9 protein-coding genes are annotated in these 17,865 nt (G+C 73.8%); 2 read left to right on the plus strand and 7 right to left on the minus strand.

Annotated features, from left to right (window positions below; genetic code table 11):
* Positions 1-86 precede the first annotated feature (86 nt).
* On the plus strand, positions 87-2,705 hold the full coding sequence (gene nirB / locus ACYVM4_RS10135) for a nitrite reductase large subunit NirB (RefSeq protein ID WP_460668456.1): 2,619 nt from the start codon (positions 87-89) through the stop codon (positions 2,703-2,705).
* A gap of 87 nt (positions 2,706-2,792) precedes the next feature.
* On the opposite strand, the gene ACYVM4_RS10140 is transcribed toward nirB, so the two are convergent.
* Complete coding sequence (locus ACYVM4_RS10140; RefSeq protein WP_460668457.1) at positions 2,793-4,025, minus strand: heparan-alpha-glucosaminide N-acetyltransferase domain-containing protein; 1,233 nt, start codon at positions 4,023-4,025, stop codon at positions 2,793-2,795.
* A 391-nt stretch (positions 4,026-4,416) separates the two neighbouring features.
* On the opposite strand from ACYVM4_RS10140, the gene ACYVM4_RS10145 reads away from it, so the two are divergent.
* The gene (locus tag ACYVM4_RS10145; RefSeq protein WP_460668458.1) at positions 4,417-5,559 is read left to right on the plus strand and encodes a uroporphyrinogen-III synthase; all 1,143 of its coding nucleotides are present in this window, start codon (positions 4,417-4,419) and stop codon (positions 5,557-5,559) included.
* On the opposite strand, the gene ACYVM4_RS10150 is transcribed toward ACYVM4_RS10145, so the two are convergent.
* From ACYVM4_RS10150 to ACYVM4_RS10175, 6 genes are all read right to left on the minus strand, one after another.
* Positions 5,541-6,764: a heparan-alpha-glucosaminide N-acetyltransferase domain-containing protein gene (locus tag ACYVM4_RS10150; RefSeq protein ID WP_460668459.1), complete on the minus strand. Its 1,224-nt coding sequence runs from the start codon at positions 6,762-6,764 to the stop codon at positions 5,541-5,543. The two genes, ACYVM4_RS10145 and ACYVM4_RS10150, sit on opposite strands and share 19 nt — an antisense overlap.
* Before the next feature lie 166 nt (positions 6,765-6,930).
* Positions 6,931-8,532: an FAD-dependent oxidoreductase gene (locus tag ACYVM4_RS10155; protein WP_460668460.1), complete on the minus strand. Its 1,602-nt coding sequence runs from the start codon at positions 8,530-8,532 to the stop codon at positions 6,931-6,933.
* Positions 8,529-10,682, minus strand: a complete 2,154-nt coding sequence (locus ACYVM4_RS10160) for a molybdopterin oxidoreductase family protein (RefSeq protein ID WP_460668461.1) — start codon at positions 10,680-10,682, stop codon at positions 8,529-8,531. Before ACYVM4_RS10160 ends, ACYVM4_RS10155 begins: the two co-directional genes overlap by 4 nt.
* A gap of 44 nt (positions 10,683-10,726) precedes the next feature.
* On the minus strand, positions 10,727-12,130 hold the full coding sequence (locus ACYVM4_RS10165) for an MFS transporter (RefSeq protein ID WP_460668462.1): 1,404 nt from the start codon (positions 12,128-12,130) through the stop codon (positions 10,727-10,729).
* A gap of 398 nt (positions 12,131-12,528) precedes the next feature.
* Positions 12,529-13,749: a heparan-alpha-glucosaminide N-acetyltransferase domain-containing protein gene (locus ACYVM4_RS10170; RefSeq protein ID WP_460668463.1), complete on the minus strand. Its 1,221-nt coding sequence runs from the start codon at positions 13,747-13,749 to the stop codon at positions 12,529-12,531.
* Entirely contained in the window at positions 13,739-17,746 is a 4,008-nt protein-coding gene (locus tag ACYVM4_RS10175; RefSeq protein WP_460668572.1) for a Pls/PosA family non-ribosomal peptide synthetase, read from the minus strand. The genes ACYVM4_RS10170 and ACYVM4_RS10175 overlap by 11 nt, the downstream gene beginning before the upstream one ends.
* Positions 17,747-17,865: the final 119 nt, after the last annotated feature.

A 17,865-nucleotide genomic window follows, 5' to 3' on the forward strand; every position in this document is an offset into this window, starting at 1 on the left:
GGAACGGCGGGGCAACGGCAGGGCAATCCCGTCTCCCTAGAGTCGGGGGGAACGCCCCAGCCGCCCGCCAGCTCCCGGAGGTCCCCGTGCCGCGCTCCCCCTTCTCCCCGCAGTCCCCACAGCACGTCGTCGTGGTCGGCGGCGGCCCCGCCGCCCACCGGTTCGCGGAGGCGGTGCTGTCCGCGGAGGACCACCACGTGCGCCTGACCGTGTTCGCCGACGAGCCGTGGGTCCCCTACGACCGCGTCCAGCTGTCCAAGGCGCTGACGGGCCCCGCCGGCGCCGTCGACCTGACCCTGGGAGGGGGCACCGTGTGGCAGGACCCTCGGGTGGATCTCCGCCTGGGCGTGAAGGCCCGGGAGATCGACCCTGCGGCCCGCACGGTCACCGCGGCGGACGGGACCGTGACCGGCTACGACGAGCTCGTCCTGGCCACCGGCTCCGACGCCGCACGCCTGGACGTCCCCGGCGCCCACCACGCGTTCGTCTACCGCACCCTCGACGACGTCGCGGGCATCCGCGCCGAGGTCGAGCGGCTGCGCTCGCTCTACGGGCGCACCCCGCGCGGCGTGGTCATCGGCGGCGGCCTGCTGGGCCTCGAGGCCGCGGGCGGGCTCCAGGAGCTCGGCGCGGAGGCCACGGTGGTGCACTCCCGCAAGTGGCTGATGAACGCCCAGCTCGACGAGGGCGCCGGCCGCTCCCTCAACGCCCTCATCGCCGCGCGCGGCGTGCGCCTGCACCTGGGCGAGCGGCCCTCCGGCGTGGGGCTGCGCAAGTCCGACGGCGAGGTGTGCGCCGTCGAGTTCCGGGACTCCGCCGACCTCGAGGCGGACCTGGTCATCGTGGCCACCGGCATCCGGGCCCGGGACCGCCTGGCCTTCAACGCGGGCGTCGAGACCGCCCCGCGCGGCGGCGTGGTCATCGACGAGGCGTGCCGCACCTCCGCCGAGCGCGTGTGGGCCATCGGGGAGGTCGCCTCCTGGAACGGGGAGTGCCTCGGCCTCGTGGCCCCCGCGAACACCATGGCGGAGATCGTCGCGGACCGGCTGGCGGGCGGGCGCTCCACGTTCGACGGCTTCGACACCGCGACCAAGCTCAAGCTCTCCGGCGTGGACGTGGCGTCCTTCGGCGACGCCTACGGCGAGACCGAGGACTGCCTCGAGGTCGTCTACGCGGACCCCGCCCGCGGGATGTACCAGAAGGTCGTGGTCACCCAGGACGCGAGGACCCTGCTGGGCGGGGTGTTCGTGGGCGACGCCGAGCCGTACAACGCGCTGCGCCCGCTGCTGGGCCGCGAGCTGCCGGGCGAGCCCGGTGCCTACCTCTCCGCCTCCGGCGCGGACGCCCCGGCCGGGGACCTGCCCGACGACGCCGTCATCTGCTCCTGCAACAACGTGACGACCGGGGCCGTGCGGGAGCAGATCTCCTGCGGCGTGCACGAGATCGGCGAGCTCAAGACGTGCTCCCGGGCCGGCACGCAGTGCGGGTCCTGCCTCCCGATGCTCAAGAAGACCCTGGACCTGGAGCTGGCGAAGGCCGGCGTGGAGGTCTCCAGGGCGCTGTGCGAGCACTTCGAGCTCTCCCGCGCCGAGCTCTTCGAGGCCGTGCGCGCCCTCGACCTGTCCTCGTGGGACGAGGTGGTCGCCCGCTTCGGCACCGGGCTGGGCTGTGACATCTGCAAGCCCGTGGTCGCCTCCGTGCTCGCCTCCCAGCGCGACGAGTACGTGCTCGACGCCGGCCGGGGCGCCCTGCAGGACACCAACGACCGGGCGCTGGCCAACATGCAGAAGGACGGCACGTACTCCGTGGTCCCGCGCGTGCCGGCCGGTGAGATCACCCCGGAGAAGCTCATCGTGCTCGGCGAGGTGGCCCGCCGGTACGGGCTCTACACCAAGATCACCGGGGCCCTGCGCGTGGACATGTTCGGGGCCCGGCTCGAGCAGCTGCCGGAGATCTGGCGGGAGCTCGTGGACGCCGGCTTCGAGTCCGGTCAGGCCTACGGCAAGGCGCTGCGCAACGTGAAGTCCTGCGTGGGCTCCACGTGGTGCCGCTACGGGGTGCAGGACTCCGTGGGCATGGCCGTGCGCCTGGAGCTGCGCTACCGGGGGCTGCGCTCCCCCCACAAGTTCAAGATGGGCGTCTCCGGGTGCGCCCGTGAGTGCGCCGAGGCCCGCGGCAAGGACGTGGGCATCATCTCCACGACCGACGGCTGGAACCTCTACACCGGCGGCAACGGCGGCGCGAACCCCGCCCACGCCCAGCTCCTGGCCCAGGGCCTGGACGACGAGACCCTGGTCCGGTACATCGACCGGTACCTCATGTACTACATCCGCACCGCGGACCGGATGCAGCGCACGGCGCGCTGGCAGGAGGAGCTCGACGGCGGGATCGACCACGCGCGCGCCGTCGTCGTCGAGGACTCCCTGGGCATCGGCGAGGAGCTCGAGGCCGCGATGGCCCGGCACGTGGACCGCTACGAGGACGAGTGGGCCGCGACGCTGAAGGACCCCGAGCGGTTGCGCCGCTTCCGCTCCTTCGTCAACGACGCCGCCCCGGACGACTCCCAGGACTACGTGCTGGAGCGCGGTCAGCGCCGCCCCGCGACCGACGCCGAGCGCGCCGCCGCCGAGGCCGGCGACGGCCCCGTGCTGCTGACCGGTCCGCGCATCCCGGTGCGCGAGGGCGCCGCGACCCCCGGGTCCTGATGCGGCCCGGGACCGCCGGCGGGATGCGTCCGGGTCCGGATCGAGATCCCGGCCGGAACCGGGCCGGAGGGGCCGCAGCACCGGGGTTCACGTCCGGTGGAACCGGCGGTGTAAGTGGAGCACGGTGCGGCGGGCGGCTTCCTCCCCGGCGCTGAGTACCCGCTCCAACGGCCCCTCGCCCAGCGCTCGTGGCCAGCCGACGGCGAACAGGACCGCCGCCCCCAGGTGGACGATGAACCCGATGACGGGGAGGTCGTACCCGCCCTCGCAGGAGAGCGCCACCAGGTGGGCGGTGTACAGGCTCAGGGCCATCGCGCCCATGGCCGACAGCCGCAGCAACCACGCCCCGGACGACTTCCGGGAGACCAGCATGAAGCTCCCCAGCACCAGCAGGGCCACCCCCAGGCCGGCGGCGATCGCCCACACGGTGTCGGTGGGCGGGGTGCTGACCGCCAGCCACCGAGCGGTGCCGGTGGGCAACGAGTCAGGGCCCTTCACCAGCACCTCCCCCAGCTCGTCCGCGCCCGTCCCGCTGGTCGTCAGCACCCGGCCGTGCCCGCCGAAGGCATAGGGTCCGAAGGTGTCGGCGGTCCGGGCGAGGACGACCAGTCCCGCCCCCACCGCCAGCAGACGGACCTGGATCCCCGTGTCGCGCAGGTGCACCCGCCCCACCCCCAGCCCGACCAGCAGACAGGTCATGTACGACAGGGCCGGGTAGGTGCCGGTCACCAGCAGCTGGGAGACCGTCCCACCCGGCTCCTCCACCACGTCGGCCCACGAGAGGTGGGAGGAGGAGTGTGCCGGGAGGACATCCGTCAAGGCCTGCATCAGCAGCGGACCCACCATCCAGAAGACCGCCGCGCAGACGAACAACGCCGTCGCGGACAGGTGCAGGAACGGGATGGCCAGCACGAAGTACAGCCCGCAGTAGATCAGGATGTTGTCCGCCGGGGCGTCCTCGGGCATCAGCGCCCCGATCCCCAGACCCACCACGGCGATCAGCACCGCCCGCGCGGCCACCCCCGCCCGATCGGCGGCCAGCCATCTGCCCTCGTGCGGAAACCGCCCCCCGGAACCGAGCGCCAGTCCCACCCCGGCCAGCAGCGTGAACAGTGCCGCCGAAGCCTCCGGGAAGAGGAGGTTCGTCCAGGTCGGCGCCTGGGTCCGGGGGTCGTGGACGGGGAGGAACTGCACCGACATCAGCCCGATCAGCGCCAGACCGCGGGCCGCGTCGATGCCCGCCCACCACGTCGGGGACCTGCCCGCGCCGCCCGTGGCGTCGACCGGGGCGGAACTCTCCGTTCTGGACGTCCAGCTCATGACTCCCCCGACCTCCCGGTCCCGCCCCGGCCCTCCCAGGGTCCGGAACCGAGCCGCATCCGAGGTCCCAGCACTCCGGGACCGTTCCGGACTCAGGATCACTGCCGCACCCGGCGCTCCCGTCGAGCGGACCTCAAGATTCCATGAAGTTCTGCGAGGGCCACCGTGCACGTCAGCGGGACATCCGTCCTGCCCGTCCAGCGCCCTGCGGTCGCCGGGGTGGCCGGCACCCCACAGGCCGGACACCCGGTGCTCCGGAGCAGTGGCCGGTGCCCCCGCAGGGATTCCGGCCACGGCGCACCGAGAGCCGTACCGCGTCCGTGGAGCAGAGGGTGCGGAAACGGAAACACGGGGAAACACCGTGGTCACAGGACCGACCTACGCTCGGAGCATGACCGCCGCACCCACCGCCCCCGCACCCGGTGACCACGGCACGCCCGGCGGGCTCGGCGAACTGACCGGGTTCCGCGTCGGCGTGACGGCCCACCGCCGCGCCACGGACTTCATCGCCGCCCTGGAGCGCCGCGGCGCGCAGGTGGTGCACGCGCCCGCCCTGATGATCTCGCCCGTCGCCGAGGACACCCGGGTGGTCGAGGACACCCGCACGCTGCTCGCCCACCGGCCCGAGATCGTCGTGGTGACCACGGCCTACGGGCTGCGCCGGTGGTTCGAGGCCGCCGACGCCGCGGGCCTCGGTGAGGACCTGCGGGACGCCTTCCGGGCCGCACGGGTCCTGACCCGCGGGGCGAAGGCCCGGGGCCAGGTGCTCTCCCTCGAGCTCGAGGACGCGGAGGTCTCCGAGGACGAGCGGACCTCCTCGGTGGTCGACCGGCTCCTGGCCGACGGGGTGACCGGCGCCCGCGTGGCCGTCCAGCTGCACGGGCTGACGGACGAGCTCCAGCTGGAACGCCTCGTCGCCGCCGGGGCGCAGGTGGACACGGTCTCCCCCTACCGGTGGCTGTCCGCCGACGACGGCGAGCGCCTGCCGGCCCTGATCCGCGACGTGTGCGAACGCCGCCTGGACGTGCTGACCTTCACCGCCGCCCCGGCCGTGGACGCCCTGTTCAGCACCGCCCAGGAGCTGGGCTGCTTCGACGACCTCGTGGCGGCCCTGCGCACGGACGTCACGGCCGCCGCGGTGGGACCCGTGTGCGCCGGGCCCCTGCTGGAGGTCGGCGTGGAGCCGCTCGTGCCGGAGCGCTTCCGGCTCGGCGCCCTGGTCCGGGCGGTGTGCACCCACGCGGTCGAGGAGCGCACCCTGGTGGTGCCCACCCGGCACGGGACGCTGCGGCTGATGAGCACCGGCGCCGCCCTGGACGGCGCGTTCGTCCCGCTCTCCGACGCCCAGGTCGCGGTGCTGCGGGCGCTCGCGGCGCACCCCGGGGCGGTGGTCTCCCGGGGGCTGCTGCTGTCCGCGGTGCCGGGTCTGGAGACCGAGCACGCCCTGGAGATGGTGATCTCCCGGTTGCGCAGGATCCTGCCCGCTCCCCTGGTCGCCACCGTGATCAAGCGCGGCTACCGGCTGGACCCCTGAGCCACCGCCCGGCGGACCGGCCGGACCACCGCGTTCATCGCCCGCTCGAGCGGGCCCGTCCCGAAGGCCCGCTGCCAGGCGAGGGCGAACAGCACGGAGAGCACGAGACTCGCGACCAGCCAGAGCATCGGGGCGGTGTAGAACACCTCGAAGGACAGGAAGACGAGGTGCGCCGTGTACAGGGTGAGGCTCATCGCCCCCATCGCCGTCACGGGCAGCAGCCACGCGCTGTGCCGGCGGGCGAGGAGCAGGCACGTCCCGACGACGGCCAGGCTCACCCCGAGGCTCCACGCCACGGAGAACGGCGTGTTGACGTCCGGGGTGGTGAGGACGAGCCACCACGGCGAGGTCGTCGGCAGCCTCCCGTCGGGACCGTAGATCAGCACGCTCTCGAGCTGCGCCGCGGTGAGGTCCGGGTCGCTGAACAGCAGCCTCGTGTAGACGTCCCCGGCGTAGAGCAGCTGCCGCGAGACGAGATTCGCCGTGACCGCGAGCGCCGCGCCCACCACGACCAGCCGGACCTGGACGTCGCGGCGGCGGAGGTTGAGCCGGCCGATGGCCAGACCCGCCAGCAGGTAGGCCAGGTACGGCAGGGCGGGGTAGGTCCCCGTCAGGAGCAGCTGCCCGAGCACCGCGAGCGGTTCGCCGACCAGGGTGCCGAAGGTCGGGTTGTACGAAGAGAACTCCGGCAGCGAGCCCCCCGCGAAGTGGAGCAGCAGCGGGCCGGCCACCAGGGCGACGGCCGCGCCGAGGAACAGGGCCCTGGGCCCGAGCCCCAGGACGGGCAGGGCGAGCACGAAGTACGCGGCGAAGTAGATCAGGATGTTGAGCGCCGGGGGCTCCGGCGGCATGAGCAGGCCGATGAGCAGCCCGAGGACCAGGAGCAGCAGCGCGCGCACCGCGATGCCGGCCCGGGCGGCCGTCATCTCGCGGCCCCGGAACGGGCGGCGGCCGCCGGAGGTGAGCGCCAGCCCCGTGCCGGCCAGCAGGGCGAACAGGGCCGGGGAGTCACCGGGGAACAGGATCCACGTCACCGTGGGCCTGCCCGTGGCGGTGTAGGACGCGGGCAGGATGTGCACGCACATGATGGCCACGAGCGCCAGCCCGCGGGCGGCGTCGATGCCCACCAGGCGCCTCGAGGCACGCCGTGCGGCGCTGCGGGTCCCGGCCGCCGGGGGCCGGTTCTCGGTGGGGCGCTCCCTCATGGATGGTCGTCCTCTTCGTCGGGGCCGGCCCGCGGCGACGGGCGACGGGCGCGACCATCTTCGCACCCCGGGCCACACCGGCCAACCGGAACGGGACGGTGACGGCGTCCACCCTTGTGCGGGAGCGCGTACCGCAACGGTGGTCCTCCCGGGGCATCGGCCCTCCTCACACGGCCACTCCGCGGTGGACCTCGATGATCCGGGCCACCGCGGCCTTGCAGCCGCCGCAGCCCGTGGAGGCCCGGGTGGCGCAGCCGACCTCCTCGACCGTGGCGGCGCCCTCCTCGACGACGTCCGTGATCCGGCCCATCGTGACGCCCGCGCAGTGGCAGACCGTCGACTCCGGGGTCATCGGGCTCTCCCCGCTCCCGGCGTCCGGGCCGTCGAGGCGCAGCAGGACGCTCGGGTCCTCGGGCACCGCTTCGCCGCGGTCGTACAGCAGCCCGATGCCGGCCGCGGAGCGGGGCAGGCCGAGCACGATGTATCCCTCCAGCGTCCGGTCCGGGCCGAGCACGAGCTTCGCGTAGGTCCCGGCCCCACCGTCCGCCCACTGCACCACGGATCCGCCGTCCGGACGGAACTCCCACGGCAGCCCGCCGACCGCCCCGGCGGAGGCGAGCTCCACCTGGTGCGCCTTGAGCCGCACCGCGCCGGCGGGCCCGCTGGTCAGCGGCGCGAGCACCGCCGTGCCGCCGTCGGCCACGGCCTCGAGATCGGCGTGGAACCGGGCGGCCAGCCACTCCGCCTGCCGCCAGCCGGGGCCGACGAGCCCGGACGGGCCCACGCCCTCCCGGCCCGGGCAGACCTGGCAGGACGCGTCCTTGCACAGCACCTCGGCGCAGTCGCCGATCGCGAACACCCGCTGCTCCACGTCGGCCTCGAGCTCGTGGTTCACCACGACCCCACGGGCGGTGCGCAGACCGGCGCCCTCGGCGAGCTCGGAGCGGGCCGTGACCCCGATCGAGAGCAGCAGCAGCTCGCCGGGGACCTCTCGGCCGTCCTCCAGGAGGAGGCCGCGGAAGCGCCGGTCCTCATCCAGGAGCACCTCCCGCGCCTGGGTCCCGGAGACCACCCCCACGCCCGCGTCCCCGAGCGCGCGGCCCAGAAGCGCCCCACCGGCCGCGTCGAGGGAGCGGGTCATCACCCACGGGGCGTGGTGGACCACGGTCACCGGGCAGCCGACCTCGCTCGCGGCGAGCGCGGCCTCGAGCCCGAGGACGCCGCCGCCCAGGACCACCACGCGGCCCCGCCGGTCGACGACCTCGCGCACGGCCCGGGCGTCGCGCAGGTCCCGCAGGGCCGTGACGCCGGCCGGGAGGTGCTCGTAGGCACGGGGATCGGGATTGATCCCGCGCAGCACGGGCAGGTTGGGGCGGGCGCCGGTGGCGAGGACCAGGCGGTCGTAGCCGAGCTCGCGGGCCTCCCCCGTCGGTCCGTCCGTCAGGTGCAGGACCCGGCGGGAGCGGTCGATCCGGGTCACCTCCGTGCCGAGCAGGACGTCGATCCCGGACTGCGACAGCGACTCCGGGTCGGCCAGGCCCATCACGGCGAGCTCGGTGCGGCCCATCGCGTGCTCGCCCACGAGCACCCGGTTGTAGGCGGGGTCGGGCTCCCCGCCGATCACGGTCAGCCGGATCGTGCCCGCGGCGGCGAGGTCGGCGACGTCGTCGACGAAGCGCGCGGCCACGGGGCCGAAGCCAATCACGACCACGTGCTCGCCGGGCCGCATCGGGGTGCCGTGGGCACGGGTGGGACGGTGCACGGTCATCGGGTCGTCTCCTCGGGGTCGATCGCCCGGACGGTCACGGAGCCGGCCTTGAACTCGGGCATGGACGAGATCGGGTCCACGGCGTCCGAGGACACGAGCTTGTTGGCGGTCTGGTCCCCGGCGTAGTGGAAGGGCAGGAACACGGTGTCGGGACGGATGTCCGTGGTCAGCCGGGCGAGGGCCACGGCCTGGCCGCGGGCGCTCGTGAGCGCCACCGCGGCGCCGTCGCGGATGCCGAGAGAGGCCGCCGTCGCGGGGTGGATCTGCATCATCGACTCGGGCCGGGCCTCGTGCAGCGAGTGCACCCGCCGGGTCTGGTTCCCGGACTGGTAGTGCTCCAGGTACCGGCCCGTCACGAGGGTCAGGGTCCCCACCCGGTGCAGGGGCTCCCGGCGATGCCCGCGCGGGCTGGGGTCCACGGCCCGGCCGGCGGCGCGCGTGCGCACGGGGACCAGCACGGCCCGCCCGTCCTCGTGGCCGAAGCGGTCGAGGAAGGCCCGCGGCGTGCCCGCGGAACCGCCGGCGGGGTAGGGCCAGTAGCAGGCCTCGCCCGCGTCCAGGGCGGCCCAGCTGATGCCCGAGTAGTCGGCCCTGCCCCCGGCCGACGCCAGCCGGAGCTCCTCGAAGACCTCCTCCGGCACGGTGCTGAACGTGCCCGGGGCCCCGAGCCGCCGGGCGAGCTCGGACATGATCCACAGCTCGTCCCGGGCCCCGGGCGGCGGGTCCACCGCCCGGCGGCGGCGCAGCACCCGGCCCTCGAGGTTCGTCATGGTGCCCTCCTCCTCGGCCCACTGCAGGACGGGCAGGACGAGGTCGGCGAACTCGGCGGTCTCGGAGAAGAAGAAGTCGCAGACCACCAGGAAGTCGAGTGCCTGCAGGCCGCGGACCACGGCGTCCGCGTCCGGGGCGCCGATCACCACGTTGGACCCGTTGACCCACAGGCAGCGGACACCGTGCCCGGTGCCCAGGGTGGTCAGCAGCTCCACCGCCGGGATCCCGGCGCCGGGCAGGTCGGCGGGGTCCACGCCCCACACGCCGGCCACGTGCTCGCGGGCGGCGGGGTCCGTGATCGTGCGGTAGCCGGGCAGCTGGTCCGCCTTCTGGCCGTGCTCGCGCCCGCCCTGCCCGTTGCCCTGCCCGGTGAGGGTGCCCCAGCCGGAGCCTTCGCGCCCGGGCAGACCGAGGAGCAGGGCCAGGTTGATCGCGGCCGTCGCGGTGTCCGTGCCGTCGACGTGCTGCTCGACGCCGCGCCCGGTGATGACGTAGGTTCCCCTGCGCTCGCGGGCCAGCAGGCGGGCGGCCCGGCGGATCCGCTCCGCCGGGACGCCGGTGACCTGTTCGACCCGCTCCGGCCACCACGCGTTGACGCTGGGCAGGAAGGACTCAAGCCCGGTGGTGCGCCGCTCGAGGTACTCCCGGTCGGCGAGGCCCTCGTGCAGGACCACGTGGGCCATCCCCAGCAGCAGGACCAGGTCCGAGCCGGGGGTGGGCTGCAGGTGCAGTCCGCCCCCGTCCTCGGTCATCCGCACCGTGGCGGTGCGGCGGGGATCGACGACGACGAGGCCGCCGTGCCGCTGCGCGTGCTGCAGGTGCTGGACGAACGGCGGCATGGTCTCGGCGGGGTTGGTGCCCAGCAGCAGCACGGTGTGGGCGTCGTCGAGGTCGGTCACCGGGAAGGGCAGGCCGCGGTCCAGCCCCAGCGAGCGGTTCGCGGCGGCCGCCGCGGAGGACATGCAGAACCGGCCGTTGTAGTCGATCCGCGAGGTCCGCAGAGCCACCCGCGCGAACTTCCCCAGCTGGTAGGCCTTCTCGTTGGTCAGGCCCCCGCCGCCGAAGATCCCCACCCCGTCCCGGCCCCAGCGCTCCTGGGCGGCCCGGAACTCCCCGGCCATCCGGTCCAAGGCCACGTCCCAGGAGACCTCCTGGAAGACCCCGTCCGCTCCGCGCAGCAGCGGCGCCGTGAGCCGCGCGGGGTTGGCCAGCAGCTCCGACGACGTCCAGCCCTTGCGGCACATCCCGCCCTGGTTCACCGGGAACTGCCGTCCCAGCACCTCCGGGAAGCCCTGCTCGGCAGCGGTGTCCGACCCCGTGTCCAGGGTCATCGCGCACTGCAGGGCGCAGTAGGGACAGTGGGTCGCCGTCGTGCTCATGCGGGGAGAACCTCCTGGTGCCGTCCGGACGGGGTGGCGCGGGCTCAGATGTGGCTGTCGCCCATCTCGGTGCCCTTGCGCAGGTAGCAGAACCAGGTCACGCCCAGTGCCACGAGGTAGAACGCCACGAAGCCGTAGAACGCGGCGCTGTAGGCGCCGGTGGTGCTGTTCGAGAGGTTGAGCGCCTGCGGGATCAGGAAGCCGCCGTACGCGCCGACCGCCCCGATCAGGCCGAGGGCCGCCGAAGCCCTGCGCTCGGTGGAGACCGCGACGTCCTGCTGCTGCCGCAGCCCCAGCACCCGGTAGATCGAGGGGATCATCCGGTACGTGGAGCCGTTACCCATGCCCGCCGCCGTGAACAGCAGCAGGAACAGACCCAGGAACAGCCAGAAGTCGGCCAGCGGCAGCGTCAGCACCACGGCGAGCGCGAGCAGTGCCATGACGGCGAACACGGCGACCGTCATCGGGGCGCCGCCGAAGCGGTCCGCGAGCCGGCCGCCCCAGGGGCGGGAGACCGAGCCGACCAGGGGGCCGAGGAACGCGAGGGACAGGGCCGCGGCGCCCACGCTGAAGGACGAGAACTCCGGGAAGGTGTCCGCGATGAGCTTGGGGAACACGCTGGAGAAGCCGATGAAGGAGCCGAACGTGCCCACGTAGAGGAAGGACATGATCCAGAAGTGCGGCTCCTTGACCGTGGCCAGGGACCCCGCGACATCCCCCTTGGCGTGGGAGAGGTTGTGCATGTACTTCTTCGCGCCCCAGGCGGCGAAGAGGATGAACGGCACCCAGATCCACCCGGCCACCGAGAGGCCGGTAGCGCCGAGGGCGACGAGCGAGACGGCGATCGGGACGACCAGCTGGGCCACGGCGGTGCCGAGGTTGCCGCCGGCCGCGTTCAACCCGAGCGCCCAGCCCTTCTCCCGCACCGGGTAGAAGAAGGTGATGTTGGCCATCGAGGAGGCGAAGTTGCCGCCGCCGAACCCGGCGGTGGCCGCCAGCAGCAGCATCACCCCGAACGGGGTGTCCGGGTTGCCGACCGCCAGGGCCAGGCCCACCGTGGGGATCAGCAGCAGCAGGGCCGAGACGATGGTCCAGTTGCGGCCGCCGAAACGGCCCACCATGAAGGTGTACGGGATGCGCAGCGTGGCGCCCACCAGCGAGGGGATGGAGATCAGCCAGAAGATCTGCGAGTCGCTGAAGGTGAAGCCCGCGCCCGGCAGGAAGACCACGGTGATGGCCCAGAGCTGCCAGACGGCGAAGCCGAGGAACTCCGCGAAGATGGACCACTTGAGGTTGGTGCGGGCGATCGGGCGGCCGGTGGACTCCCAGAACGCGGGGTCCTCGGGGCGGTAGCCGTCCAGCCAGCGGCCGGGCCGCTCGCGCAGCGCGAGCGGGGCGGGCGTGGTCGCCGCCGTCGTGACGGGGTCGGGATGCAGTTCTGAGCTCACGGGTGACCTCCTGGGCGAGCGGGGCGGAGCACGGCGACGGCGGCGTGCGATGCTCCCACGCTACGAACCCCGTGTTTCCGTCCCCGACGGCAGGGGTAACGCCCCGATGCACTTTCACTCACACGACCGCGGCCCCCGTGTGAGGTCGCCCCGCCGCTGCTCCGAGTCCCGGGTCGCCGGTGCCCCCTGGCACGCCGAGTTCCCCACCACCGGCGCCCCTGGTGCGGCGAGTCCCCAACCACCGGTGACCCCGGTGCACCGAGTCCCCAACCACCGGTGACCCCGGTGCGCCGAGTCCCCAACCACCGGCGCTCCCACGCGGCGAGTCCCCAACCCGGTGGCAATCCCCCATGTCATTGCGTGGGGAATTGCCACCGGGTTGGGGACTCGGCGTCAGGTCAGCGCTCAGCCACCCTCTGGGAGATGCGCTTCGAGGTGCGGGCCACGAGCTTTTCGAGCGGCCCCTGGCCCACCGCGCGCTGCCACGCCACGGCCAGGAGGCCGAAGGCGGCCACCTGCATCCAGAACCAGAACGCCGGGTGCAGGTCGTAGACCTCGGTGGCGAGGAACAGCAGGTGCAGGGTGTAGAGCGTGAACGTCATGGACCCGGCGGCCGCCAGCGGCGTGAGCGCCTTGCCGATCAGCCGGGCCAGGAGCAGGAACGCCCCGAGCGCGAACGCGGCCATGCCGAGGCTCAGGAGCAGCGCCACGGGCGTGTTGCTGTGCGGGGCGGGCACCATGAGCCACCACAAGGTGGTGGTCGGCAGGGACGGGTCCGGGCCGAAGACGAGGATCTCGTCGATCTGCTCCTCGGTCAGCCACGGCGTGGCCTCCCAGATCCGGTCGTAGACCCCGAGGGCCAGCAGCGCCGCCATGGACACCGTCCAGGAGAGCAGGGCCAGTGCCGCGCCGGCGCCCACGAGCCACAGCTGCACCCGCCGGCTCGTGAGGTTCATCCGGCCCAGGGCGATCCCCGCGCACAGGTAGGCCATGTACGGCAGGGCCGGGTAGGTGCCGGTCAGCAGCAGCTGGGAGAGCACGGTGACCGGCTCCGTGACGAGGTTCCACAGCGTGGGGTTGCCGTACACGTGCGCGGGCAGGACGTCCACGGCCCACTGCATGAGGAACGGGGCCAGCACGGTGAACGCCGCCGCGCTGATCAGCAGGTGCCGGATGCGCAGGCCCAGGAAGGGGATGGCGAGCAGGAAGAACATCCCGTAGTAGATGAGGATGTTGTCCACCGGCGGGGCCACGAAGCCCACGAGGAACCCGACGAGGGCGATCACCGCGGCGCGGCCCACCAGCCCCGCCCGGTCCCCGGCCAGGCGCCGGCCGGTGTGCGGGGTTCGGCCCCCGGAGAGGAACGCGAGGCTCACTCCGGCCAGTGTCGCGAAGAGCGCGGCCGAGTGCCCGGCGAACAGGGACCAGCTCAGCGAGGCTCGCTCGTTCTCCGCGTCCCAGTAGGGCAGGGTGTGCACGGCGACCATCCCGAGCAGGGCGAAGCCCCGGGCGGCGTCCACGCCGACCAGCCGCCGCCGGGTGCGTCGGCCGGAGGCGCCGGGAACGTTGAGCACCGCGGTGCCCCCGCCACGCGTGGCGGCCGCGTGCTCAGCGCTCACGGGTCGTCCCTCCGGCGGCCACGGTCCCGAGGGCGCCGGCGGACACGGTCTCGAGGGCGTCGGCGTGCAGCGGGCGGATCGGGTTGCCGCCCCAGGTGCTGCCGGCGGGCACGGTCTCCTGGGCCATGACCAGGGAGCCGGGGCCCACGGTGGCGCCGGCCTCCACGGTGGAACCGGGCAGGACGAAGCTGTTGGGCCCCAGGGTGGAGCCCGCCTCCATCGACACGGGCTGGAGCCGCATGATGCGGTCGTGGAACAGGTGGGTCTGGAGCACGGTCCCGCGGTTGACGGACACGCCGCGGCCCAGGTGCACGAGGTCGAACTCGGGCAGCCACCAGGTCTCGCACCACACGCCGCGCTCGATCCGGGCGCCCATGAGGCGGGCCCAGACGTTGAACACCGGGGAGCCGACGGCCAGTCGGATCAGTCCGGGCACGGCCAGGGACTCCGCGAAGGTGTCGGCGAGCTCGTTGCGCCACACGAAGGAGCTGAACAGCGGGCGCTCGCCCTCGCGGAAGCGGCCCATCAGGGCCCACTTGACCAGCACGGGGATCAGGGCGGCCACCACGCCGGCGGCCAGGACCACGGGCGTGGCCCACAGCAAGGCCGAGACGATGCCGTCGAGGCCTCCCCCGGCGCGCATGTACACGGTGGTGAGCACGAACACGATCGCGAGGTCGAGCCACGCGGTGACCATGAACGGCACGGCGCGCAGCGACTCGACGAGCGTGCGGGCCACGACCAGGCGCCGGCGGGGCCGGTAGGTGACGGCCTCGTCCGCGGTGTCGGTGACGCGGCTGATCGGCTCGGGCAGCCGGCCCAGCCAGGAGGTGCCGCGCTCGGCGTCGGCCGGGGCGGAGGAGAGCACGGCGACCAGGGAGTCCTCGGGGACGTCCCGGTCCGGGCCCACGATCGCGGAGTTGCCCACGAAGGAGCGCTCCCCCACGGTCGAGGGGCCCACGTGGATCCAACCGAAGCCGATCCGGGCGGAGCTGACCATCGAGTGGTCGGCCATGAAGGAGCCGGACTCGAAGGTGGTCAGGTGCGGCAGGGTCTCCACGGTGGAGATCTCCACCTGGTTGCCCACGCGGGCGCCCAGCAGCCGCAGGAAGAACGGCGTGGCGATGGACGCGTAGACGGGGTAGGTGGAGACGAGGCTCTTCTGGAGCAGCACGCCCGTGAGCCACACGGCCCAGCCCACGGTCCCGTCGGCGGGGTGGTGGCCGGGACGGATCAGCAGGGCGAGCGCGCGCACGACGAGCACGAGCAGGGCGAGGTAGACCAGGAAGGTGAGCACGGCGAAGACGGGCACCCACAGGGCCATGACGGGGAAGACGAGCTCGTAGAGCTCGAGCCCGCGGACCTGGGTGAAGACGATCAGCGCGCCGGGGATCACGGCCAGCACGGGCAGGACCCCCACCGTGCCGAGGCCCAGCGCGTACAGCAGCCCGGTCAGGAACCGGTTGCTGCGGCCCGGGGCCCACTCCAGCCAGGACTCCCCGGCGGCGCCGAGGTCCACGAGCGGGGAGCCGCCCTGCAGGCGGCCGGCGGGGACGGTGCCGGTGACGTGGGAGCCGGGGTCGACCTCCGCGCCGGCCTCGACCACCGCACCCGGGCTCAGCAGCGTGCGGGTACCGACCCGGGCGTTCTCGCCGACGGTCACGCCGTCGAGGTGGAAGACGTCGGCCTCGAGCCAGTAGCCGGAGAGGTCCACCTCGTGCTCGACGGCGGCGCCGTCGCCGATGCGGGCCATGCCGCTGACGGGAGGCATCGTGTCGAGGTGGGCGTGGCGGCCCACCCGGTTGCCGAGCAGGCGGAAGAACAGCACCATCACGGGGGTGCCCATGAGGGGCTCGAACTTGTTGAGGATCAGGACCCGCTCGGCCATCCAGACCCGCAGGTGGGTCCAGGAGCCGCGGGCGTGGGCACCGGGGCGCAGCCGGAAGGTCAGCAGCCGGATGACCAGGGCGGTGAACACCAGCCGGCCGGGCAGGGCGAAGAGCACGAGCCAGCCGACCACCAGCGGCAGCAGCGGCGGGTTCGGGACCCAGCCCGCGCCGAGCACGTTGAAGAGCAGCCAGACGACGATCGCGGCGCCGAGCACGTAGCGCAGCCCCGAGACGGCGTACAGGCCCGTGAGGAAGGGGACCTGCACGAGGCCGTTCCAGCGGGGGACGTCCGCCACCCGCCGCTCGCGCGCGGCCTCCTGGGCGACGACGTCGACGGGCGCCAGTGCGGCCAGGTACTCGTGCATCCCGGCCAGCGTGGGGTGCCGGTAGATCTCCGCGATCGCGGCGTCCGGGTACGTGCGGCGAATCTCGGAGACGAGCTTGGCCACCGCCACGGACGTGCCGCCGAGGACGAAGAAGTCGCTGTCCTCGTCGATGGGCAGGGGGCCGAGCTGGTCGGCCCACAGGGCGGCGAGCCACTCGAGCTCGGCGTCGATCTGCGAGGCCTCCGCGGCGGCGCCGGCGGAGGGCAGCGGCCAGGGCAGGGCCTTGCGGTCCACCTTGCCGGAGGTCTTCAGGGGCAGCTCGTCCATCAGGGTCAGCGCCGGCACCATCTGGCCCGGCAGCCGGTCGGCGAGCAGGCGGCGGGCGTCGGCGAGGTCCACCGAGCCCGGGGCCTCGGCCACGAGGTAGCCCACGAGGACCTGGTTGCCGGCCGGGGTGGTGTGCACGGCGGCGGCGCCGGCCTGCACGCCGGGCAGCCGCGACATCTGCTCGTCGATCTCGCCCATCTCCACGCGCCGGCCGGAGATCTTGACCTGGTCGTCGGCGCGGCCCACGAAGACGATGCCTTCGGGGTCGGCGCGCACGAGGTCGCCGGAGCGGTAGGCCCGCTCCCAGCCCAGGGAGTCCATGGGCGCGAACTTCTCGGCGTCCTTGGCGGGGTCCAGGTAGCGGCCCAGCCCGACGCCGCCGATGATCAGCTCGCCCTCCTCGCCCCAGCGCACCGGATTGCCGGAGGTGTCGACGATGGCCAGCTCCCACCCGGGCAGCGGCAGGCCGATGCGCACGGGCGGCTCGCCCGTGAGCACAGCGCCGGTGGCGATGACCGTGGCCTCGGTGGGGCCGTAGGTGTTCCAGACCTCGCGGCCAGGGTGCACCAGGCGGGCGGCGAGCTCGTTGGGGCACGCCTCCCCGCCGAAGATGAGCAGGCGGATGCGGCTCAGCGCCTCGGCCGGCCACATCGACGCGAGCGTCGGCACCGTGGAGACGGCGGTGATGCCCCGCTCCACGAGCCACGGGCCGAGGTCGGTGCCCGAGCGTACGACGGCGCGCGGGGCCGGGACCAGGGCGGCGCCGGAGCGCCAGGCCAGCCACATCTCCTCGCACGAGGCGTCGAAGGCCACGGAGAGCCCTGCCATCACGCGGTCGCCCGGGCCCAGGGGGCGCCGGGGCAGGTAGAGCTCGGCCTCGGCGTCCACGAGGGCGGCGGCCGAGAGGTGGCTGATCGCCACTCCCTTGGGCTTGCCGGTGGACCCGGAGGTGAAGATGATCCAGGCGTCGTCGCCCGTGCCGGGCTGCCGGCAATCCGCGCCCGCGCGGACGCCGCCGCGGGGCCGGAGGGACAGGCCCGCGCCGTAGACGGCGCACACCCCCGCCTCCTCCCAGACCGTGTCGGCGCGCTCGTCGGGGTCGTCGAAGTCGACCGGGACGTAGGCGGCGCCGGCGAAGATCGTGCCGAGCACGGCCACGTAGAGGTCCACGGTCCCGGAGGGGACACGGATGCCGACGCGGTCCCCGCGGCCGATGTCGAGGTCCCACAGGCGCTGGGCCTGGGCCTCGACGCGCTCCAGGAACTCGGCGTAGCTGAGCACGGTGCTCCCGTCGTCGACGGCCACCGCGTCCGGGTGGCGCGAGACGGTGTCCATGACGATGTCCACGAGCGTGCGCGGGGCCGGCGCGGACGCGACGGGGAAGACGGCGCGGCCCGGGACCTGCGGCATGGGCTGCGTGTGCAGGGCTCGGTCGAGGACCTCGCTGTCCTCCATCGGATCCTGCCCCGGGTACCGGTCCTCGAGCAGGTGCCGACCGCCTCCCTGGCGGGTCGAGCCGCTGCGCGTGGTTGGGCGCACTGTCATTGATTCCCCCATCGACTTCACTGCCGCTG

Source organism: Kocuria himachalensis, assembly GCF_054784195.1.